Annotated in this window: 19 protein-coding genes and 1 pseudogene; 14 read left to right on the top strand and 6 right to left on the bottom strand. The window is 45.9% G+C overall.

All coding sequences use genetic code 11. The features are described from left to right. The first annotated feature begins 29 nt into the window (after positions 1-29). The 4 genes from PREMU_RS12245 (at position 30) to PREMU_RS12260 (ending at position 3,960) form a co-directional block, all read left to right on the top strand. A complete protein-coding gene (locus PREMU_RS12245) occupies positions 30-2,264 on the top strand; it encodes a peptidase associated domain and porin domain-containing protein (RefSeq protein ID WP_223918611.1) in 2,235 nt (744 codons plus the stop codon). Between the two features lie 202 nt (positions 2,265-2,466). After that, positions 2,467-2,796 carry a cupin domain-containing protein gene (locus PREMU_RS12250; protein ID WP_007575743.1) on the top strand — a complete coding sequence of 110 codons (330 nt, stop codon included), beginning with the start codon at positions 2,467-2,469 and terminating at the stop codon, positions 2,794-2,796. 44 nt (positions 2,797-2,840) lie between these two features. Further along, positions 2,841-3,443 carry a nitroreductase family protein gene (locus tag PREMU_RS12255; RefSeq protein WP_007575744.1) on the top strand — a complete coding sequence of 201 codons (603 nt, stop codon included), beginning with the start codon at positions 2,841-2,843 and terminating at the stop codon, positions 3,441-3,443. A gap of 25 nt (positions 3,444-3,468) precedes the next feature. After that, positions 3,469-3,960: a ferritin gene (locus tag PREMU_RS12260; protein ID WP_007575746.1), complete on the top strand. Its 492-nt coding sequence runs from the start codon at positions 3,469-3,471 to the stop codon at positions 3,958-3,960. A 240-nt stretch (positions 3,961-4,200) separates the two neighbouring features. On the opposite strand, the gene PREMU_RS12265 is transcribed toward PREMU_RS12260, so the two are convergent. Both PREMU_RS12265 and PREMU_RS12270 read right to left on the bottom strand, forming a co-directional pair. Next, positions 4,201-4,953, bottom strand: a complete 753-nt coding sequence (locus PREMU_RS12265) for a LytR/AlgR family response regulator transcription factor (protein WP_007575747.1) — start codon at positions 4,951-4,953, stop codon at positions 4,201-4,203. After that, a complete protein-coding gene (locus PREMU_RS12270; RefSeq protein ID WP_007575749.1) occupies positions 4,950-6,029 on the bottom strand; it encodes a sensor histidine kinase in 1,080 nt (359 codons plus the stop codon). Before PREMU_RS12270 ends, PREMU_RS12265 begins: the two co-directional genes overlap by 4 nt. Positions 6,030-6,320: 291 nt before the next feature. On the opposite strand from PREMU_RS12270, the gene PREMU_RS12275 reads away from it, so the two are divergent. From PREMU_RS12275 to PREMU_RS15155, 3 genes and pseudogenes are all read left to right on the top strand, one after another. Next, on the top strand, positions 6,321-6,530 hold the full coding sequence (locus PREMU_RS12275) for a hypothetical protein (RefSeq protein WP_156804014.1): 210 nt from the start codon (positions 6,321-6,323) through the stop codon (positions 6,528-6,530). Positions 6,531-6,738: 208 nt separating this feature from the next. Beyond that, positions 6,739-7,374, top strand: coding sequence for a hypothetical protein (locus PREMU_RS14290; protein ID WP_156804015.1), 636 nt, complete (start codon positions 6,739-6,741; stop codon positions 7,372-7,374). 167 nt (positions 7,375-7,541) lie between these two features. Next, positions 7,542-7,939, top strand: a pseudogene (locus PREMU_RS15155) (group II intron maturase-specific domain-containing protein); the annotation flags it as partial. A gap of 620 nt (positions 7,940-8,559) precedes the next feature. On the opposite strand, the gene PREMU_RS12300 reads toward PREMU_RS15155, so the two are convergent. The 3 genes from PREMU_RS12300 to PREMU_RS12310 form a co-directional block, all read right to left on the bottom strand. Then, positions 8,560-9,078, bottom strand: coding sequence for a hypothetical protein (locus tag PREMU_RS12300; RefSeq protein ID WP_007575753.1), 519 nt, complete (start codon positions 9,076-9,078; stop codon positions 8,560-8,562). Next, entirely contained in the window at positions 9,059-11,119 is a 2,061-nt protein-coding gene (locus PREMU_RS12305; protein ID WP_007575754.1) for a TonB-dependent receptor, read from the bottom strand. The genes PREMU_RS12300 and PREMU_RS12305 overlap by 20 nt, the downstream gene beginning before the upstream one ends. 121 nt (positions 11,120-11,240) lie before the next feature. Continuing rightward, positions 11,241-12,083, bottom strand: a complete 843-nt coding sequence (locus tag PREMU_RS12310) for a LytTR family DNA-binding domain-containing protein (RefSeq protein ID WP_007575755.1) — start codon at positions 12,081-12,083, stop codon at positions 11,241-11,243. A 457-nt stretch (positions 12,084-12,540) separates the two neighbouring features. Here PREMU_RS12310 and PREMU_RS12315 point away from each other — a divergent pair, with 457 nt between their 5' ends. The 6 genes from PREMU_RS12315 (at position 12,541) to PREMU_RS12340 (ending at position 21,394) form a co-directional block, all read left to right on the top strand. Further along, complete coding sequence (locus PREMU_RS12315; protein WP_007575756.1) at positions 12,541-14,100, top strand: glycine--tRNA ligase; 1,560 nt, start codon at positions 12,541-12,543, stop codon at positions 14,098-14,100. Positions 14,101-14,132: 32 nt separating this feature from the next. Further along, a complete protein-coding gene (locus PREMU_RS12320; RefSeq protein ID WP_007575757.1) occupies positions 14,133-14,762 on the top strand; it encodes a BamJ family beta-barrel-assembly machinery protein in 630 nt (209 codons plus the stop codon). Between the two features lie 270 nt (positions 14,763-15,032). Beyond that, a complete protein-coding gene (locus PREMU_RS12325; protein ID WP_040558435.1) occupies positions 15,033-17,561 on the top strand; it encodes an alpha-L-arabinofuranosidase C-terminal domain-containing protein in 2,529 nt (842 codons plus the stop codon). 139 nt (positions 17,562-17,700) lie between these two features. Further along, entirely contained in the window at positions 17,701-19,641 is a 1,941-nt protein-coding gene (gene dnaK, locus PREMU_RS12330; protein WP_007575759.1) for a molecular chaperone DnaK, read from the top strand. A 227-nt stretch (positions 19,642-19,868) separates the two neighbouring features. After that, positions 19,869-20,480 (top strand): master DNA invertase Mpi family serine-type recombinase, encoded by a 612-nt coding sequence (locus tag PREMU_RS12335; RefSeq protein WP_007575760.1) that lies wholly within the window; start codon positions 19,869-19,871, stop codon positions 20,478-20,480. 62 nt (positions 20,481-20,542) lie between these two features. Next, on the top strand, positions 20,543-21,394 hold the full coding sequence (locus PREMU_RS12340) for a TaqI-like C-terminal specificity domain-containing protein (protein WP_244863887.1): 852 nt from the start codon (positions 20,543-20,545) through the stop codon (positions 21,392-21,394). Here PREMU_RS12340 and PREMU_RS12345 read toward each other — a convergent pair. Then, positions 21,387-21,713, bottom strand: coding sequence for a hypothetical protein (locus PREMU_RS12345; protein ID WP_156804018.1), 327 nt, complete (start codon positions 21,711-21,713; stop codon positions 21,387-21,389). The two genes, PREMU_RS12340 and PREMU_RS12345, sit on opposite strands and share 8 nt — an antisense overlap. Before the next feature lie 203 nt (positions 21,714-21,916). Between PREMU_RS12345 and PREMU_RS12350 the strand changes: the two genes are divergently transcribed. Beyond that, positions 21,917-23,173 (top strand): ATP-binding protein, encoded by a 1,257-nt coding sequence (locus PREMU_RS12350; RefSeq protein WP_007575766.1) that lies wholly within the window; start codon positions 21,917-21,919, stop codon positions 23,171-23,173. Positions 23,174-23,198 lie beyond the last annotated feature (25 nt).

Below are 23,198 nucleotides of genomic sequence, written 5' to 3' on the forward strand. Positions count from 1 at the left end.
TTGCCCAACATAGAATTACCGGTACCGTTGTGAACGATCAACACGTACCCTTGAAGGCTATGGTGCTGTTGCTTCACTCATCAGGCAAGGTTATTGCAAAGTCGCAGGCAGACTGCAGTAATGGCAGATTTGTCCTGGCCGTCGATAGTATGAGTCTACCCCTTTCCATCGTCATTTCACATTTAGGTTATCAATCTGACACAATAAAGGTCGACACCATAAAGACGGAAATGGTCTTGGGAACGGTAATGCTATTACCGAAAAATATAATGCTTGGTGAAGTGTCGGTCAAAGGTAGTAATGTTACAGTCAGAGATGGAGTGAAGCGGATTTTCCCAACAGATTTTCATCGTCAAAACAGTACCGATGCCTTGATTATGCTGGATAAAATGAACTTGTCGCGTATATCGGTCGACCCTTTATCTAAGCAAATTACGATGAATGGTGGTGGCACTGTGAAGGTATTGATTAACGGTCGAGAAGCCTCAGTAACTGAAGTGAGTTCGATTTCTCCTTTAGTCATTAAGCGTATAGATTATCATGACGCGCCCGAAGTGCGATATGGCAATGCGGATGTTGTACTCGATTTTATCACACGTAGCGATGATGCCGGCGGACGTCTTTACACCTCGCTCTGGCAAGGCATGGCAACAGCCTTTGGCGAAGACTATGTGTCGATGAAGCTCAACAGGAAAAACAGTCAGCTCTCCATCGATTACAGTCTTGCCTATCGCAATTGGCATCATCTCAGTAGAGTATACGAGGAGACTTTCAACCTGCCTAATGATACGTTGGAACGTTGTGAGCATGGGTTGCCGGGAAAATTTGAATATGATAACCACGATATTCATCTCACCTACAATTGGCAAAGGGATGAGCGGCAATTCAATCTGTCTATGGGTACGGGAATTAAAAACGCTCCCTTCAAGGAATGGAGCAGCCTTATCTCGGCAACCGGCTTTTCCGGCACTGCAAAAGACAATGCCAACTCTTCTTCTTTTTCGCCTTACCTGCAAGTCTATTGGCAGATGCCTGTAGCCAACAATCAACTACTCTATCTGAATGTGGCGGGACAATATACAGATGGCAAATTCAATCGTCAATACGTGGAAACTAATGGTAAGAACGAAGACCATAGCTTCGTCTCCAACAATAAGGAGAAACAGAAGGGCTATGGACTTTCTGCCATATATGAGGCAAAGGAAAATTGGGGGACGCTCACTTTGGGCATCGATTTCAAGCAACAATTCATATCCAGTGATTTTGCTTACTCTGCAAGTAGCTTCTCAAGCAATCATCAGTTTATGCGCTTAAGCAATTTGTATGCTTACGCGCAATGGGGACGAAGTTGGAAAAAGCTTTATAGCCGATTATCCTTAGGCGCGAACCAACAGGAAACGCAAGTAGCAGACACAAAGCAGAGCCCTCTGACCATACGGCCTTCTGTCTTTCTCAGATACACCGTATCGCCACATTGGGAATTGCGATACCAAGGCTATGTTACCAACATCATGCCAGGCCTGGCAGCATTGTCTGAGTATAGTCAGAGAATTGACTTTATCCAAACTCAAAAGGGTAATCCAGATCTGAGATCCCAAATGGATATTTATAATGCATTAGTTGGCAGCCATAGAATGAAAAACATGGAATGGACCTTGTATCTGAACCATACCTACTCACTTCACCCGATTATGGAGTATTCTTACGTTGACGGCAACCGAATCATCAGAACACAAGAAAACCACTCAAGCTTCCAAAACTATACAGCCGAATTGAGTAACGGTGGACAACTATGGAATAGCCATATTTCATACAACGTGTTTGCCGGAGTGAAGCATTACATTTCTCATGGAAACGATTATACCCACCATTACAGCATTCCCTACTATGGCGGGCAGCTCTCTGTCTACTATCAGCGGTATACTCTCCGATGGTCAATACGCAAGAGTGTGCAGGACCGCTATTGGGGAGAGACATTGTATCGGTATGAGGATGGTCAGATGCTGTCTATTGGCTACCAATCCAACAAGCTGAGAGTCTTAGCAGATGTTCTCAATCTGTTTACAAAGAAACACATAGCTGCTATGGAGAACTTCTCGGCTGTTGCCCCATACCATAGATACGAGTATCTCAACGAGACCCGTAATCTCATCCGCCTGAACGTGACCCTAAACCTTTCATTTGGCAAAAACTATCATGAGCGACAACCCAAACTTAACCAATCTACAACTACTGAGAGCAGTATAATTCGAGGAGAAAAATAAGGGTTCTTCCGCTTTTTGGGTTGATAAGGTTGGTGATCATCCTACATTGACGGTCTCGTCCTTTAACCCTAATTAAAGCGACTAATTGTCATTCTCGAGGGTTGTAGTTGATAACATATGTTACTTTTAGAATCATAGAAGATAGATTGGAATAGTCTTTGCATTATGGTCGGTAGTTAATAACAATTTAAAATTTACGATTATGGATACAAAAGGAATTGAGACAAAGAAAGTATTCGACATCAAGAGTTTGATCAATTATAAGGCGGGAGAAGTGGTTGAGAAAGTGGTAACGTTCGTCAAAGGTGGTGCCGTCGAGTTGAAGGCTGCCGATGCTGGTACAGACATCAAGGAGCATAGTGTCCCTTATCAGGCTACCCTCTATGTCCTCGAAGGCGAGGCAGAGGTGACAATTGAAGGAAAGGTATACAACCCACATGAGGGCCAACTGCTCATCGTACCAGCTAATGCCAAACACAGTCTGCACGCTAACAAGCGTTTCACGGTATTGCTGTCAGTCATCGCAGCATAATGCTGAATAGAAACGGAGTATTCACCCTCCTAACAAATAGAATTATGAGCAAGACATTTCTTGAGGCAGTAAAAAACCGGCGTTCTTACTACTCATTCAAAAACTATTCACCTGTCACAGATGACAAAATAGAAGAGATCGTCAACACCGTAGTTAAATATGGCCCGTCGGCTTTCAACAGTCAGTCGGCAAGGATTGTCTTGCTTCTTGGCGAAAGTCACAAGCGGTTCTGGAATATCGTGGAGGGTGTACTTCGTAAGAAGATTGGTGATGAGCGGTTCGTTGCTATGGGCAAGAAGATCGACAATCTATTTGCCAGTGGCTACGGTACGGTCCTTTTCTATGAGGACTGGGATGTAGTAGAGGGATTGCAGAAGCAGTATCCGGAGTATGCAGCTAATATGCCGATACATTCCTACACTTCTGGTGGTATGCATCAGTTTGCTATCTGGACGGCACTTGAGGAGGTAGGATTCGGAGCCTCACTTCAGCATTATAATCCTATTATTGACGAGGCGGTGGCCAAGGAGTTTGGGATACCTTCATCCTGGCATCTCAACGCTCAAATGCCTTTTGGCGTCCCTGTCAATGAGCCTGGAGCGAAGTCTTTTAAGCCGCTTGAGGAGAGGGTAAAGGTTTTCAAGTAAAAAATAAAATTTAATAAATTCGACTATGGATATTTCAAAGAAAATGCAGGATGCGTTCAATGCGCAGATCACACAGGAGCTGTATTCATCAAATCTCTATCTTGAGATGGCTTTCTGGTTCCGTAAAGAAGGCTGGAATGGCTTTGCCAGCTGGATGACAAAGCAGAGTGCTGAGGAAAAGAATCATGCTCTTCGTATGGCTGATTTTGTACTCAACCGTGGAGGAGAAGCGCATGTAGGTGCTATCGATGCTCCTCAGACAGACTTCAAGGATCCGAAACAAATCTTTGAAACAACGATGGATCATGAGAAGAAGGTCTCCGACCTCATCTATCAGCTTGCAGAGAAAGCAGAGGAAGAAAAGGATCGTGCATCGGTAAACTTTATTGATACCTTTGTTGACGAGCAGGTTGAGGAGGAAAAGAGTGTACGTGATATATTGAATCTCTTCCGTCACCGTGATGGTCATACCGTGGCCAATATCGATGATATTCTCGGTGCTCGCAAAGAAGAGTAGTTAAAGATATCCTCAATATAATAGCTAACGGATGGCTTCCACATAGGAAACCATCCGTTAACAGTGAGGATGTCATCTGAACTGTGTCATAGACTAAACCGATAAATTTATCATCGCTCTGTTTTATAGAGCATAAACATTATCAGATACGCAATTCCCTGAAATCCTTCATCCCCGACAAATCTGCCATTCTCATACCTACTCTGATAGAGATAAAACCTATCAAGCCTATTCTTGTTATCATCTGTCGAGCCAATTCTTCAATTGCGTGATTTTGTCTTTGCTGACCACAATTCGCAAATCAGGGAATCTATGAAGGCTAACGGTCATTTTGTATTTGGAGAAATTGGTAAGTTTGTCAATACTTTCGACATTTACCATATATTGTCGGCTAACACGGAAGAACAAATTGGGATTTAATTGCTGCTCCAAGTCATTCAGAGATTGGTTGATGGTTACAGAATTACCATCACTAAGGTATGCCCTAACGCCACCATTCTCCGAGAAGAAATAACTAATGTCTGCCGTCTTGACAAGTTTGAAGCCATCATAGATATGCACAAGGAAATAGTCTCTCCATTTCTTGCCAGTTGCTATCCCCATTTTCTCCATCAGAGCTGAATAATCAATGACTTTGTTGCACATGGATTTAGCCTTTGCCAGGGCTTTTTCTAATTCTTTGGGCAATATCGGCTTCTGAAGATAGGCGATGCCGTTGCTCTTGAATGCCTCCAAGGCATACTCATTATAAGCTGTGGTGAATATAACAGGCGAAGTCGGTGCTATCTCCAAGAAAGCCTCGAATACATCACCGTCGCCCAGTCTTATGTCCGCAAAGATTACATCCTCGTCATGCGGATTTTGCAGATAGTCGATGACCGCTTTCATTGTGGTAAGCGGTCCTTGTATTTCCAGAGAGTTGTCTATGTTTTGCAAGAGGCGTTTCAGTCTTGAAAAGCCACGCTCTTCGTCTTCAATGATTAAAACTTTCATGATTTTGATAAGATAGGAAGTTTGACTTCAAAATATTTATGATTGTTGATAACGATTATTTCCTTTCCTAATTGACTATAACGCAGACGCAAGTTTGTCAATCCCTTTTGTGTTGTAGGTAAAGAACTCTTTATCGGATTCAATACATTTCTAACGATGATATATTCATCTTGACGATATATCGAGATGGAAAGCGGGCTATCCTTTGTATGGCAGTTATGCTTTATCGCATTCTCCACCATCATTTGTATAGCCAAAGGCAAGGTTTTGTCCTTGCACCTTTCTATTTCTTCAGCGACTTCTACATGTATGGTATGAGGCGAACTTATCTCTTGAAGTTCACAATAGTTCTTCACGAAATGAATCTCTTCATGTACAGGCACTGTCTCATCATCCAAATGTGTGACTACATGTCTATAGATTTCGGAGAATTTCAGAGTGAAATTTTCTGCCTGTACAGGATTCTCCTCTATCAAGTCAGCCAATGTGTTGATACTGTTGAATATGAAATGTGGATTTGTTTGCTGACGCAAGAGATTGTTGGTAAGCACTACGTTTTCTTTCTCTTTTTTGATGAGGATGGAACAATAATATAGGCAGGCATTTACCATGGTCAACAACGTGGCGATTAATCCAAAGACGTATAATCTGTCCCAATAAACTTCGTTCCCTGAATGCCAGAGAGTATCGAATATGTTTTCAAATGCAACAGCCCAAGTAAAGTTGACTATCAGTAATAGAAGTATATGAGTGGCAAAGCGAGGATAGCTTATGTTGCCTTTTACAAAGATGTTACCCAAGACATTGGAAACCCATAAAGAAAACAATGCGTAAAAAGAACAATATGCAATGTCGAAGCACAGGTCTTTAATAGTAATGCCTGTACCCACGAACATATCAAAGTCCATCAATGCCCATAGCAAGTAGGAAAAGATGCATGTGGCGATGGATATGATGAACCAATTCTTTATAAAACCATGATATTTCTTCATATTACTCATTTTCGCTTGCAAATTTAGTATTTTTTTTGCGAGATAGACAATAGCAAGAGCCATGAATGACGAAAAATCTCCCATGAATCCGCTATTTTTGCTTATGAATCATTCATAGGGTAGTTAGATCAGGTTCATCCATAGGGTAGTTAGATCAGGTTCATCTGTGATTTATAGGGATTCATGCCCCAATTTCTCCGACTCATGATGATTGGGCTTGCACGGACAAAAATAACATTATAATTTTGCACTTGATATCTTCAATGTTTAATCAGAAAATATAAAATGGAATTTATTTTTAAGAAGATCTTTTTTGCATTTCTGTGCATTGTAGCACTAATGTGCTCACTATCTTCCTGCGAGTCAGATGACAGCATGGGAGAAGAAGTTGCTGTAAAGAACTCTGTGAATGAATCAACGCTTAGTGAGGCTGATGCTCAAAAAGCTTTTGCAAAAGTCTTATCTGTTGCTGTTGCTAAGGATGGAACTTTGAGATCTTTTTTAAAGAATGAAGCTGTAAGGCAGTATGACAAGGATTATGATGTGTTTTATCCATTTGTGAAAGATGAGATAGTAGAGATATGACCGAAACTAAAACAATTTCTGTAAAAGGCTCTGATTTATTCTACATTAGTAAATTTCATGTTACCAAACAACACCATACAGGATTCCGTCATAGCAAGTGGTGGTACGCTACTACCCCAGAAGACCTTATGGGAAAATGGGTAGATGTTTCTTCTAAAGATCTATATCTTACTGGAACATGGGATCTTTCAAATAGCAGACTATGATTATGGTAAAGAAAGTGTTGAAGAGTAAAAACTACAGGATGCTTATATGGGCATTCTTTATGCTAATGGTATTGGCTTCTTGCTCAAAAGATGACGAGCCGGAAGAAGTCATATATCATCAGAGTTATGTTAAGGGAAAGTTGAACGACACAGAAATCTCAATGAATGATATTAATGCCTTGGTTTCTTCTACAAAATCTGATTATAATTTTATTGTCAGAGAAAATGAAGAGAAGGTTTCTATGTTTGACTGGAAAGTAAAACTTGTAGATACACCAGATTCTGTTGTTACCCTTTGCCTTCATCTTGATAATATTTCAAGGACTAATAGTATGATTGCGTCCCCTAACAATGCCCCTACATCTGTTCAAACAAAGGACAAATGCTATATTACCGTAAAGAATCTAAGAACAGAAAAATCTGTTACTTACACTCCTACGGAGCATTCTCAGATTTCTGCCGAATGGAATTATTTTACGGTTACACCAGACTCTAAATCCGAGAAACATAATGGGGTGACGTGGGATTATCCAGGTCGTGTTTGGTCTGGCATTGATGGCAGACTTTCTGGTACATTCATCAATAGTTCCAAACTCAATCAGACAATAAAACTTGACATTAATTTCAAGTTATATTAAGTTATCTAAAACAAAGATGTGCCAAGAACTTCCAAACTTGGCACATCTTCATTTTCTTCGAAATTTTTAAGTTAAACCAAAAAACAAAGGAAAATGAAGAAAGTAATTTTAGCAATGTGTACAGACTCTTGTTATGGCAAGCATTTTCCCTCTGCATAGCATGGCGCAACAGGGAAAAGACAGTTATCTCCTATGTCCGAGGTGTGAAGTACCCTGGCTACTCGTTTAAAGGGAAGTGCGAGCTGAGCGTTATGAAACAGTTGGTAGCAAGAACAGACGAATGGTTGCGCAGACGAATACGCATGTGTATATGGAAGTCATGGAAGAAACCTCGAACAAAGGTGAGGAACCTTGAAAAATGTGGCATTGACCAATACAAGGCTTACCAATGGGGTAATACACGTTTAGGTTATTGGAGGATAGCGGGCAGTCCAATACTGCATAGTACAATGTCTAACCAGAATCTTAGGAGTGCGGGGGTATACTTGCCTGTCTGATGAATATGCCAAATGGTTACCATAAAAGAGGAACCGCCGTATGCCGAACGGCACGTACAGTGGTGTGAGAGGTCGGTAAACACGAAAGTAGAAGGTAGCACCTACGATTAGTGTTTACCTCCTACTCGATTTTGCCAAAAGGATTTACATTTTAGCGATCGCCAGCCATTCATCGTAGTGCAGGGTAGGGCCCTGTGCCCTACCTAAAAAGACGTCATAACGTTGGATAAAAAAGTTAAGGCCACACCGTAACTTTCCCTGTGCCCTACCTAAAAAGACGTCATAACCGATGATAAAGTGGTCGAACATGGCTTGAGGTGGCCCACGGGGGGCCACCCTGCACTGAATAAAGTAGTCGAACATGGCTTGAGGTGGCCCACGGGGGGCCACCCTGCACTAATGCTCTAACTGAAATTTATTGAAGACGGGCCTCCGAAGGCCGTGATATGATGAACGGTTCAGGCGAGAGAATAGCCTAACTTCTTCAAGAAAACTTCCACTGCTCTGTGGCTTTCGACTTCCTCTTGTAGCAGTTTTGCCATGTCCGTCTGAATCTGTTTCATCTCCGTGGTGTAGTCAACAGTCTCCGTACTGCCTCTTGAACGAGTTACGAACCGGCAGCGTTCACATCCCGTTATACCAAGTTTGTTATGCAGGGCTTCGGCGCGAGAGTACTTTTCCCCAAACCTCAATGTTTCCCCGTCATGGCCTTGTTCATTCCTTCCATAAACTGTGCCTGCAGTTGGCGGGCCGTCTTGTTGTTGGGGTTGAGGCGTAAAGCCAGCGCGAAGTTGTCGAGTGCGTCACGATAGTAGCGTTGTCCGTTTTGCTGCGGATTAGTGACAATGAGGCAGGTATAGTAGAAGCCTTTCAGTGTGGCAAGGTCCGACTGGGCAGATGGAGCCTTCAACGGAAGAGCCTCAATGCGGCTGATGACGCGCTGGCTCTCTTCTAACAAGGATGCTGCCCGCTGGTCGGAGGGATGCGTCACCACCTCAGAGAGTATCAACATGCCCTGCTGATACTTAGGCCCGATGCTGTCGGGCTGCATGGCCTCTAAGCGTTTCAGGCCTGCAAGCCGCTGCTCCAGCGTGGGCTGTTCCTGTTGGGCATGAAGGCTTAATGTACTGACAACCATCAGAAAGACGGCGAGAACGGCACGGAGGAGACTTGTATCCCTGCGTGAACTAAAAGTTTGAGATGTCATAAGCTTTATTACTTTTAAGTGAAATGAATATACCAAGATAGAAAAACCTCTTACTGCTACTCCTGATGGAGCTGCCATCATTGCCATAGCCATAGACGTTGTCACGGCCAAGCAGATTGCTCAAGGATGAGTAGATGATGATGCGGCGGCAGGGAAGATAGGATACTGAGGCATTTAAGCTGTTATAGTTGGGTGTGGCGCGTCCACGGACGATGCGCGAGGAAGCAAACGATTCGGTGAGTCCGAGCGAGAATCTACCTAAGCCATATTTTACTGAGAGGCGGAGATTGTGGAGAGAGGAGAAGGCGGGACGGCACTCTGATGTTTCGTCGAGCCAGCGTCTGCGCGCGTTGTTGTAACTGTAGCTGACCATCGTGGAAAGGTTGGGCAGCAGAGATTGGTCGTCAATAAACACATCGAACCCCCTGCTCCATCCTGTGCCGTCGGCTGTATAGGCTTGTCCCTCCCAAGTAGGAAGATGATGGTAGCGTTTGGTATAAGCCTCCAGACGAATGGTGGTATTTTTAAACTGCTGGACAAGCGTGGCGATATAGTGGTCGGCAACTGTCACAGGCAATGCTGTTGCGCTCCGTGCCAAAATGGTGTCGACAGCCGTCTGGCTGTATCGTCCTGCCGACAGAGAAACCTGTAGGGACGCCGACGGATGATAATGGGCCTGCACTCGTGGAAGGAAAGTCCATTGATGATTCTGGCTGTTGTAGCCCAAGCGACAGGAGGCATTGGCAAAGAGCGTAGATGACACGCGGTACAGCGCTTCTGTGAAAAATGCCGGAAGATGAAAAGAACGGTGAGTATGGAAATCCATGACTGTCGGTGCCTGATACCCGACATTATAGTGCCGGATGAAGTCTTCTGTCCCAGCGGTCATCTTCAGGCGGGATGAGAAGGTCTTGCTGATCTTGGCTTTCAGATGAACCTCACTGCTGTTATGGGTAAAGTGGTCTCCAACCATCATTGCTTCGTCAATGTCCTGCCAATAGCCGCTGAGCGCCATGCCTGCAAACCAGTTGACCCTGCCTTTCAGCACACCTTTCATTACACTGTTGAAATAGATATTGTTCTCACCAAGGCTTAGTCTCCTTCCGTCGGTGTTCAAGATGAGTGAGGTATGGTCGTAGCCGAGATAGGTCTTTGATACCGTCGAGGTTGTCGGCTGCATCTTCCACTGCATCTCTCCAGAGAGCTGTCGGTAAGGCTGTTGCCAGTCTTGACGGTCAGGGAAGATCCGATGATAAAGTCCCAGGTCAAGATAACTCATGTTCATTGACAGGCTTCCGGCATCAAAAGCCCGTGTGCCTCCAATGTTCCAGTCAATGAGTGAGGCGCTGACGCCTAACTTGTCACTGGTCGACTGGTCGGTCGTCTCCATCGGCAAGACCGATGACAGTGCCTGGTCGTACTCAGCCTCATAACCGCCAAGAGAGAAGTCGATGCCTTTGAATAGAAAAGGAGAGAAACGCCCTCGTGAGGAATTGTTGGGTGCCGTAGTGGTATAGGGCTGCAGCACGTGCATGCCATTGATATAGGTCTGACACTCCTCGCTGCTGCCACCGCGAACGTAGAGCTTTCCGTCTTCACCCACTTTCTGTGTTCCGGGCAGACTTTGCAGTGCTGCGACGATATCACCACAACTGGCTCCGTCAGCCACAATATCCAAGGCCCCCATCCGTTTCAATCCATTGGCACTGCCAAAGCTGAAGCGGCTGCCTGTCACTACGACTTCATCAATGGATGCAGTGTGTGAACGGAGGAGGACATGAAGGCTGTCGTGTGCAGTCCCTATTCTCAAATACTTGTCATCATAACCCATACAGCTGACGACAAGGGTGTCTCCTTTCTCACTGTTGAAGGAGAAGATGCCGAGAGAGTCGGTAAGTGTGCCATCCATTGTGCCTTTGACAAACACGTTGGCATTAACAATGGCATGATGACCATCAGTCACCTTGCCGGAAATGGTGCGCTGAGCCTGTAAATTGACAGCGACAAGCAAGAACGGAAGTATGAGAATTGTTTGTTTCATACCGCAAAGTTACGGCATCAAACAGACGCTTGCAAATATTCAGGACAGACAACGAAGTTGCGGGATAAACAACTATGTGTCAAGCTGAATGACTATCTTTTGGGATGAATGGCTAAGCCGCTTATCGGATAAATGACTTAAGTTTCGGCACGTAGCTGCGCGATACTGGCACTATATGGTGGCTGTCAGCCATGGTGAGTTGATAGCCGTTAGAATTGCCTTTGGCGTCCGTGATGTGGTTGAGATTGACGATAAACGAGCGATGACACTGGAAGATGTAGTCCTGATGTGCATCCTCAAGAATGGCAGCCAGCGTAGAACGCAACTGCCGCTTCTCCACTTTTCCCTCATGGAGATAATAGATGTCTACGAAGTTCTTCTGAGCCTCAGCATAAAGGAACGCGCGAGCAGGAAGTATGAAGTCGTCATTGCATACCGCATGGTCGTGAAAGGTCAGCATCGCCGCAGTCTGGTCTTCTGTTTCCTTAGGAAGAAGCTCTGCCAGCCGAGAACGCAGCCGTTGCTGATAGCCTAATGAGACATTGACTAACGTGATGGGAATGCTGATCAGAAGCGTGACATAAAGGTAAGACACAAAGAGGCGCAGCGAATAGGGGCCGCCGAAAATGATGCTGTCCAGCACACTGTTGCCGATGCCTATTGTGATGATCAGCAGTAGGATAGCCAAACTCTCATGTCCTATTCTCCACACTTTTACAAATTTGTTCCATGGACGGAAGACAAATCTACCATAAAGCCAGGTCAGTATCACGCCAAGTAGAGTAAAGAAAACGGATACTTGCAACACGTTACCATGATAAGTGGCAAGTCCGAAAGGGCGCAGCAGATACAGGACGAAGAAAACTACGGCACCGGCAATTAACGATAGCTTTAGCCAGTTGTCGCTCTCACCCAAGGGATAGGGACGAGAAAAGTATGTTTTTATTAAGTGTATATATTTCATCTCTTTTTCTATGCTGCCTCATCCTTTTATCTTCAATGAAATGGCTATTTTGCCGAAGATAAAGAGTAGCTGACATGCTATTATTCCGTTGAAGATAAGAAACTCTTTGGTAAAATTACAATCTATTATTAATAAAGCCTACAAAATAAACGATTATTTAAGTAAGTTTATATAATAAAAATAAGGCAGAGAAGATAACAAGACCAAATTTTAGGCTGTACGAAGATGGCCCCTTGTGGGGCATGGGAAGGCGCGGAAGGACGTATCTGCAAAGATGAATAAGGGCGTGAAACTCTAACTGCCCGCTTGAAACAATACGGCTCCCTTTTTCTTTCATCGTTACGCTTTTATCGCAAATTCTGTCACATGAAAGGCAAAATTAACGCGGATAACGGCCATATTCGGTAAAAAAAGCAGTAACTTTGCGGCAAATGTATATTCATAGCTAAGAAATATCATGGCAGAAGATGTATTCAAGAAGATTGTAAGCCATTGTAAGGAATATGGCTTCGTATTCCCCAGTTCAGAAATCTATCCTGAAGGCCTGGCCGCCGTTTACGACTACGGCCCCAACGGCGTGGAGCTGAAAAACAACATCAAGAAATATTGGTGGGACTCCATGGTGTTGCTCCACAACAACATTGTGGGCATCGATGCCGGCATTTTTATGAACCCCACCGTGTGGAAGGCCAGTGGTCATGTCGACGCTTTCAACGATCCTCTCATCGACAACCGCGACTCAAAGAAGCGCTACCGCGCTGATAACCTCATTGAGGACCAGATAGCTAAATATGACGAGAAGATTGACAAGGAGGTAAAGAAGGCCGCCAAGAAGTTTGGCGACGCCTTCGACGAGGCCAAATTTCGCGAGACCAATCCCCGCGTGCTCGAACATCAGAAGAAGCGTGACGCGTTGCATGAACGTTATACCAAGGCCATGCAGGGGCCCGATCTTGAGGAGTTGAGGCAGATCATCCTCGATGAAGGCATCGTGGACCCTATCAGCGGCACGAAGAACTGGACCGACGTGCGCCAGTTCAATCTCATGTTCTCCACCGAGATAGGCTCCACAGCAGGCGCTACCAATAAGATCTATCTGCGTCCGGAGACGGCACAGGGCATCTTCGTTAACTTCCTTAACGTACAGCGTACCACGCGTCAGAAGCTGCCGTTTGGCATTGCGCAGATCGGCAAGGCTTTCCGTAATGAGATTGTGGCCCGTCAGTTTGTTTTCCGTATGCGCGAGTTCGAGCAGATGGAAATGCAGTTTTTCTGCCAGCCGGGCACTGAGATGCGGTGGTTCGAGTATTGGAAAAAAGCGCGCCTGGCCTGGCATGAGGCACTCGGCATGGGCGATGAAAACTATCGCTTCCACGACCACGAGAAGCTCGCTTTCTATGCCAATGCCGCCACCGACATAGAGTTCAGGATGCCTTTCGGCTTCAAGGAAGTGGAGGGTATACACAGCCGTACCAACTACGATCTTTCGCAGCACGAGAAGTTCAGCGGTACGAAGATGCGCTACTTCGACCCCGACAAAAACGAGAGCTACGTGCCCTACGACGTGGAGACCTCTATCGGTGTGGACCGCATGTTCCTCTCTGTCATGTGCCACGCTTATCAGGAGCAGCAGCTTGAGAATGGCTCCTCGCGTGTGGTGCTCTCCCTGCCCGAGGCGCTGGCTCCTATCAAATGCGCTGTGCTGCCACTCGTCAACAAGGATGGTCTGCCCGAGAAAGCACAGGAGATTCAGGACGATCTCAAATTCCATTTCACCACTCACATCGACGCCAAAGACTCTATCGGCAAGCGCTATCGTCGTGAGGATGCCATCGGCACGCCTTACTGTGTCACCGTTGATGGACAGACACTGGAGGATAACACTGTCACCCTGCGCCACCGCGACAGCATGGAGCAGGAGCGAGTCAACATCAACGAGTTGCGCGCCATCATCGAGGATCGGGTCAGCAGCACCTCTTTGCTCAAGAAACTTGCCAAAGAGATAAAGGACCTGTAAAGGGTAAAAAGGATAAAAGTAAAAATGTAATAATGAGGAAGATAAAAGATACAGTGGAAGGAAAGTGTAGAAAGGTAATCGTTTTTTTACCTTTCTGCCTTTTGGCCTTTTTGCTTCTAACGGCCTCTTGCTCCGAGTCTGACAACACGGTGGAGGAGTTTGCCAACTGGAAGAACACAAACCTCTCCTATTGGGACAAGCTCTATGCCGAGACGCAGACAAAGGTCAATGGTGGCGATGCCTCTTGGAAGATCTTTAAGAGCTATTCCATAGCAGACAGTTTGAAGTCGCCTGACACCGACTTCATCATTGCTAACGTGCAGACAGCTGGTAGCGGCTCCGGATGCCCGCTTTTCAGTGATTCAGTGCGTGTACGCTACAGTGGGCGGCTGTTGCCTTCCAAGAGCTACACCGACGGCTATGTCTTCGACACGATCAACAACGATGGTGTGGCTGACTTTAAGGTGAGCACGCGCACGACGGGCTTTGCCACAGCCCTGCAGCATATGCATATCGGCGACGTGTGGGAGGTCTATGTCCCATGGACCTTAGGCTATGGTGAGTCGGGTGCTAATAGCATCCCCGGATGGTCGGTCTTGCGCTTCCGCATCCAGCTCCTGGCGTATGCCCGAGCCGGAGAAAGCCTGCCGAAATTCAAGTAAGGTCTTGAAGGTGGCCGCCCAACCTGAGAAAGACCATTTCTATAAGTTCATTTAGCAGGAGCGTGTACGGCGTAATCGCATTGCCTTTACGTCGTACACGCATTGCCTTTACACTGTAATCGCATTGCCTTTACACTGTAATCGCATTGCCTTTACACTGTAATCGCATTGCCTTTACACTGTAGTGGGAATACGATTCCTGTTTACATATTATCAGGCTGCTTTTGCATGCTTTTTTCATATTCTTACTAAAGACTTATTGATGAAACAATGAAAAAAACTCTATTGCTGTTCGCCCTTACCTGCTCGCTGGCGGCAGGCGCGCAGACTAAGCCCGCCTTTGAGGTGGCAGGCAAGGACACCACTTGCCAAATTTTCGTTTACAGTCCGGGGGAACACGCCGGACTCCACATAGCCTATCTCACTAATCAGGAGCAATGGCACGACATAGGACAGGTCTGTGGCTCCGACTACGGTCCCTGGGGAACCGAGAAACGGATGTACACACCCTATGTGCTGCATGCCGCCGACGGTACCTGGCGGCTGCTCTTCTCCGTCAACAGCTCCGCTCCATGTATGGCAGCGGCCTATAGTGAGGATCTTGTCACCTGGCGACCACAGGATTATCCGCGAATGTGCGAGCAGGGAATCCTTGCGCCTGTGATGTTTCAGATGGACAACGGCACTTTCGACATCTATTTCAAGACCAAGGACGGATCACGGAGATATGTCAAGGCCGATAAGGATTTCCGCCATTTTGATGAGGCCACCGAGCCCAGCTCCATCAGCGACGACGCTTGGCTCATGGACACTGCCACCGTGGCGGGCAGGCAGTTTGTGGGTAATCAGTTTGAGGTGCCGAAGGTACACCTCAACTATCTTCTCAACTATTTCGAGGCCTTGCGCAACGACCAGGCCCGCTATGCTGAACGCATGAAGGACGACGCTGCACGCTTTGCCTCGCTGGACACACATGTGAATGCCACGCTTACGGTAGACGAGGCAAAGACCAAGCGCATTTCCGATAAGCTTGTCGGAGTCTTTTTTGAGGATATCAACTATGCGGCAGACGGCGGGCTGTATGCTGAGATGGTACAGAACCGCGACTTCGAATATTCCTCAGACGATCATGAGGGATGGCAGTCGCAGACAGCATGGACTTCCAATCGTCCTATCGTCATCCGGACTTCCAATCCGCTGTCGGCCCTCAACCCGCATTATGCTGTGTTGGAAAAGACTGACACCTTATATAATAGTGGATGGGACGGCATGAAAGCGGCGCCCTTGCAGCAGTTTGATTGCTCACTTTTCTTGCGCCAGCCCGAAGGCGTCAGGAACCAGATACTTGTGATGCTCGTGGGCAACAGTGGTGAGGTGTTGGCCAAGGAAAAGGTGAAGCTGCAGGGCAAAGGCTGGCAACGCTATGCCTTCTCGCTGACGGTGGACAAGAAATCGCTTGCGGGTGACATGCGTCTGGCACTGACACTGCTGAAAGACGGACAAGTGGACGTGGACATGGTGAGCCTCTTCCCGCACGACACTTATAAAGGGCATGGACTGCGACGTGACCTTGCCGAGGCCATTGCGGCCTTGCACCCTAAGTTCATGCGCTTCCCTGGTGGCTGCATGAGCCATGGACAGGGACTCAGCAACATCTATCACTGGAACGAGAGTGTCGGACCTTGGCAGGATCGCAAGCCGGCAAAGAACATCTGGGGCTATCATCAGACGCGCGGCCTCGGTTTTTATGAGTATTTCCAGTTCTGTGAAGACATTGGCGCTGAGCCTCTGCCGGTGTTGGCTGCTGGTGTGCCATGTCAGAATTCGGCCGCCGACAAGGACGGCTACGCGGGCCAGCAGGGTGGCATACCGATGAAAGACATGTCCACTTACTGTCAGGAAATCCTTAACATGATAGAGTGGGCCAACGGTGATCCTGCCACGTCGAAGTGGGCGAAGATGCGCGCCGATGCCGGCCATCCTACGCCGTTCAACCTGAAGATGATAGGCATCGGAAACGAGGACATCATTTCCACGGTCTTTGAGGAGCGGTTCAAGATGATTGCCAGTGCCGTGAAGGATAAATATCCTCAGATTAAGGTTATTGGCACTGTGGGGCCATTTCATGACCCTTCAGCCGACTATGTGGAGGGATGGAAGTTTGCCAAAGATAACAAGCGCATTGTCGATATGGTGGACGAACACTATTATGAGTCACCCGGATGGTTCTTGCGCAATCAGGACTATTACGACAGCTACGACCGTCAGGCACCCAAAGTGTATCTCGGAGAGTGGGCCTCGCAAGGGCGCACAGTGGAGAATGCTCTCGTGGAGGCGCTGCACCTCTGCTCGCTGGAGCGCAATGGAGATGTGGTAGAGATGGCGAGCTACGCGCCGTTGCTCTGTCATGAGAGGCACCAAAACTGGAATCCTGACATGATTTATTTCAACCGTGACAGTATCACTATGCTCACGCCCAGCTATGAGACGCAGAAGCTTTGGGGCAACAATGGCGGCGATAAATATGTCAGTTCGTCTCTTGATCTGCCTGCGTCCGTGGGCTATCGTGTCAGTGCCAGTGTTGTGAAAGATGTTGATGACAAGACCATTGTCAAGCTTATCAATGCCCTGCCACAAGCCTTGACAGTCAGTATCAAAGGATTGTCAATAGCTGACGGCACAGCGGCTGAGGGCTTTGGCGGTAAGCCGGACAGCAAGCATGTGATACCTTTGAAGGTAATGGTGGAAGGTCAAAAAGTCACACTTCCAGCCTACTGCGCCGTAGTAATCCGTAAATAGCAGGTCCTGAATTTGTGCCATTGTGTCAGTCGTATGCAACGATCCTGTCATTGGCATATCGTTTGTTCAAGGGAGTGCGGACATTTACATTCAGTCCAAGCAACATTAACAGCGATAATAAATAAAAATACATACTATTATGGGAAAGATTATTGGAATCGACTTAGGTACTACCAACAGTTGCGTAGCCGTATTTGAGGGCAACGAGCCGGTAGTGATTGCAAACTCTGAAGGCAAGCGTACCACTCCTTCTGTAGTGGGCTTCATGAAAGACGGTGAGCGTAAAGTGGGCGATCCCGCCAAACGTCAGGCCATCACGAACCCGAAGAATACCGTATATTCCATCAAGCGTTTCATGGGTGAGACCTATGAGCAGAGCAGGATGGAGGCAGAGCGTGTGCCTTACAACGTCATCAACGATAACGGCTATCCTAAGGTGCAGATCGAGGGTGCCGCACATCCTTACACACCACAGGAGATCTCGGCCATGATTCTGCAGAAGATGAAGAAGACTGCCGAGGATTATCTCGGCCAGGAAGTGACGGATGCTGTCATCACAGTGCCGGCTTACTTCTCCGACTCTCAGCGTCAGGCCACTAAGGAAGCCGGTGCTATCGCCGGTCTGAACGTCCGTCGTATCGTCAATGAGCCTACGGCTGCCGCCCTCGCCTATGGCGTGGACAAGGCCAACAAGGACATGAAGATCGCTGTGTTCGACCTTGGTGGCGGTACATTCGATATCTCTATCCTGGAGTTCGGTGGCGGTGTATTCGAAGTGCTTGCTACTAATGGTGACACACACTTGGGGGGTGATGACTTCGACCAGAAGATTATTGACTGGCTGGCGGACGGCTTCAAAGCTGATGAGGGCGTCGACCTTCGCAAGGACCCGATGGCCATGCAGCGCTTGAAGGAGGCTGCCGAAAAAGCGAAGATTGAACTCTCGTCTACTACTTCGACCGAGATTAACCTTCCTTATATCTCTGCTGAGGGCGGTGTGCCAAAGCATCTGGTAAAGACGTTGACGCGTGCTCAGTTTGAGCAGCTGTGCCATGACCTGATTCAGAAGTGCCTTGTGCCGTGCCAGAATGCCGTGCGCGATGCCAAGCTCTCAACATCCGATATCGATGAGGTGATCCTTGTGGGCGGTTCGAGCCGTATCCCTGCTGTGCAGACATTGGTGAAGAACTATTTCGGCAAGGAGCCTTCAAAAGGTGTGAACCCTGATGAGGTCGTCGCTGTGGGTGCAGCTATCCAGGGTGCTATCCTGAACAACGAGAAGGGTGCCGGCGACATCGTCCTGCTGGACGTCACTCCGCTGACTCTCGGCATCGAGACGATGGGCGGCGTCATGACGAAGCTCATCGATGCTAACACGACTATTCCCTGCAAGAAGAGCGAGGTATTCTCTACCGCTGTCGACAATCAGACTGCCGTAACCATTCACGTGCTGCAGGGTGAGCGCCCGATGGCTGCCCAGAACAAGAGTATCGGTCAGTTCAACCTTGAGGGTATTGCTCCCGCCCGTCGCGGTGTTCCTCAGATTGAGGTCACTTTCGATATCGATGCCAATGGTATCCTGAACGTATCCGCTAAGGATAAGGCTACCGGAAAGGAACAGAAGATCCGCATTGAGGCTTCAAGTGGTCTGAGCGACGATGAGATCAAGCGTATGAAGGCTGAGGCTGAACAGAACGCTGCTGCCGACAAGGCTGAGCGCGAGAAAGTAGACAAGCTTAATCAGGCCGACTCCATGATCTTCACTACCGAGAACTTCCTCAAGGATAACAGCGATAAGATCCCGGCTGACAAGAAACCGGCTATCGAGCAGGCTCTCCAGCAGCTCAAGGATGCTCACAAGGCCGGTGACGTGGCAGCTATTGACACGGCCACTGCTGCTCTTAACACTGCTGTTCAGGCCGCCAGTGCCCAAATGTATGGTCAGGCTGGTCCTCAAGGTGGTGCTCAAACAGGTGCCCAGGGCTCCCAAGGCGGAGCTAATACCGGTACCGGTGCGGGCCAACAAAGTGGCTCTAAGGATGACAATATTCAGGATGCCGACTTCGAGGAAGTGAAGTAAGTGCCGAAAAGAAAACACATAATAAACAATAAGCAAAAGCGTGCAGCTCAATGAGTTGCACGCTTTTTGCGTTTATAGGGTTCAGGGTTCTTATGCCTTTGTTATGTGCTTGTTTATCGCTTATTTGCAGCAATCTTATACTGGCTTTATTAACAATGCTTCCGTTTTCATATTTAATGAGAGCATATTTAGCTTCTCAACTAATAAAACTATTCGAATAGAAAATTATGATTTACGGTTACATTAGAGTAAGCAGCGACAAACAAACAGTAGAGAACCAGCGTTTTGAGATTAATAAATTCTGCGAGCGCAACAAACTTGTGATTGATGGATGGATTGAAGAAACCATCAGTGGAACGAAATCGTATAACAAACGAGAGCTGGGAAAACTTCTGAAGCGTGTGCAAAAGGATGACCTCATCATTTGCGCAGAGCTTTCCCGTCTTGGCCGCAACTTGTTCATGATTATGGAAATCCTGAATATCTGCATGACAAAGGAGTGCCGTGTTTGGACTATCAAGGACAACTATCGCCTTGGCGATGACATCCAAAGCAAAGTTCTCGCCTTTGCTTTCGGATTGTCTGCCGAGATAGAACGTAACCTTATCAGCCAACGAACTAAAGAGGCGTTGGCTCGCAAGAAGGCTGAGGGTGTCGTGCTTGGCAGACCGAAAGGACGGAAAAGTGCTCCAGAGAAATATAAATTGCATGGTAAAGCTACCCTAATCCAAGAACTTCTTAAAGCAAAAGTTTCTAAGCGAAAAATCGCGAAATTGTGTAAAGTTGACAGAAATACGCTTGACCGCTATATCAAGCAATTTTTGTCTGAACAGAACTGAGCGATTTCGTGCAGCAGAGTGGTTTCATTTGTGCGTTTACAAACAGTGATAGTTGGGTAATATTGTCACCAATAGAACAAAGCATCAAGCGAAAGATTGAGGCTGTTGGGACACCTCTCAAAGATTGGGACATCCAAATAAATTATGGGATTAAGACTGGCTGTAATGAGGCTTTCATAATCTCTACCGAGAAAAGAAAAGAAATCCTTCGCAACTGTCAGCCTGGGGACGAGCGCAAGCGGACGGATGAACTTATACGACCGATTCTGCGAGGCAGGGATATCAAGAGGTACGGATATAATTGGGCTGGATGGTATCTGATAGCCACATTCCCTTCGCGCCATTACGACATAGAACAGTATCCGGCAGTGAAGAATTATCTCCTTTCGTTTGGCATTGAAAGATTAGAGCAAACAGGCAAGGTGCACAACGTGAATGGTAAAAAGATTAAGGCTCGTAAGAAGACCAACAACAAATGGTTTGAAACTCAAGATAGCATCAGCTATTGGGAGGATTTTTATAAGCCAAAAATCATTTATCCCAATATGACCAAGTATATGCCTTTTGTATATGATGAAGCCAACTTTCTGACCAATCAAAAATGCTTTATTATTACAGGACAAAATATGGCATACTTAACAGCTTTCTTGAATTCTTCTCTATTCAAATATTGCTTCCGCGATTCTTTTCCTGAATTACAGGGAGGTACAAGAGAGTTAAGCAAAATCTTCTTCGATAAGATACCTGTCAAACAGGTGTCATTAGAACAAAATGAAAAATTCAGAAAGATTGTCAATTCTGTTCAATCAGATTATACAATAGAACAAACGAAATCTATCGATACCTTGTTGTTCGATTTGTATAATCTGACTACAGAAGAGCGTAAAGTCATTGGCTATGTAGAGATTAAGTAAAATTCTCTTCTATATAGTTCTGTTCATCAAGAGACAAGTTGTATAGTTTAAAAACTTTACAACTTATCTCTTTTTCTTTTGCAAGTGAATCTCCTTTAATAAGTTCCTCTAAGAGTTCCTTAAACTCCATGTTTGTTTCAGTCCCAATTAAAGGAATTTGTATTGGTTCAATAGCCTGTACGCTAACAAGTAAATCTCCAGTACCAGTCTTTGGAGCATCTTTGAGTAAATAATGTCCCATCGGAGAGTTTAACACGCAACATATAAATTCAATATTCTCACCTGTAGCAAAGCATGTGCTATCAAGTCCTAAAGTCATATTGTCATTGTAGCAAAATCGAAGAATAGAACCAACTCTCTTCCATAGCATTTTTGGCTTATAAAAATCCTCCATTTAAGAGACTTAAAATCTGTTTATGGTTGTTTTGTCGTATATAAACGATATTTTTATATAAATTTTGTCGTATGTAAACGACAAAATATGTATCTTTGTAGCAAATTAAGCATTAACATAAGAAGTATATGACGAAAGACTTAATAAAAGTGCTCATTTCAGAATACCAAGACTTCGTGTCGCAAGTGGAACTCATTCCTCGTGACGTGGAGCTTGTGGACGGACTTAATTATGTATTTGTAGGCTTGAGACACGCAGGAAAATCATACTTGATGTTCCAGCGTATAGCGCAATTGATAGCACAAGGACATAAGAAAGAAGAAATATTGTATTTCAATTTTGAGGATGACCGAATAGATTCTTTGGAAGTCAAAGACCTTGACTTGATAAAAACGTGCTATGAAGAGATGTATGATTCTCGTCCTATATTCTTTTTGGACGAAATACAATTGGTGAATAGGTGGGAGAAGTTTGCCCGCAGATTAGCCGACCAAAAATATCAAGTATACATCACTGGCAGCAATGCGAAGATGCTGAGTAGTGAGATTGCGACCACGCTTGGTGGCAGATACATGATACATGAAGTATATCCTTATTCTTTGCAAGAATATTTGAAGGCCAGTGGTATTGACATACATGAAAAGAATGCAATATTTACATTCGGCAAACAGATTGTGAAGTTGGCAAATAGTTATTTCCAACATGGGGGTTTGCCCGAAACCGTAGGTATGAAAGAACCTCGTTCGTGGATGAGCAATCTTTTTAGCAAGATATTCTTTGGCGACTTGGTAGCAAGATACAGGATTCGCAATGATTACGCATTGCGTGTGATGATACGCAAAATGGCTGAGAGTGTAAAGCAACCTCTTTCATATAACAGACTTGCAAGCATTGTCAGTAGTACAGGTAAGAAATTAAGTACCGATGCAGCGATAGATTATGTAGACTATATGACTGAAACCTGGCTCATATTGCCTTACGAGAATCTGTATGGCAAGTTACAAGACAAGGAGTCTAACCGCAAATATTATTTCACGGATAATGGTTTGCTTCATCTTTTTCTTGTTGACGCCAACACATCCTTACTTGAAAATATTGTAGCGATAACACTCAGACGCAAATATGGCGATGATTGCTATTTTTGGAACAGCAAGAATGCAGAAGTGGACTTTGTTGTCCCGGAAGAAGAATTGGCTGTGCAGGTGTCCTATTCCATGACAGATGCTGAAACGTTTAAGCGTGAAACAGATGCCCTGATAAAACTGCACTCGGTTCAGCCGATCAGCAAAATGATGGTTGTCACCATGGAAGAAGAAAGCATCGTTGAAAAAGATGGCTTTCATATAGAACTCATTCCTTTATGGAAATGGCTACTTAGGTTCTAATGTATTGGATTTTTATGGTGGACAA

The sequence above is a fragment of the Hallella multisaccharivorax DSM 17128 genome (genome assembly GCF_000218235.1).
In the GTDB taxonomy this organism is placed as follows: Bacteria; Bacteroidota; Bacteroidia; order Bacteroidales; family Bacteroidaceae; genus Prevotella; species Prevotella multisaccharivorax.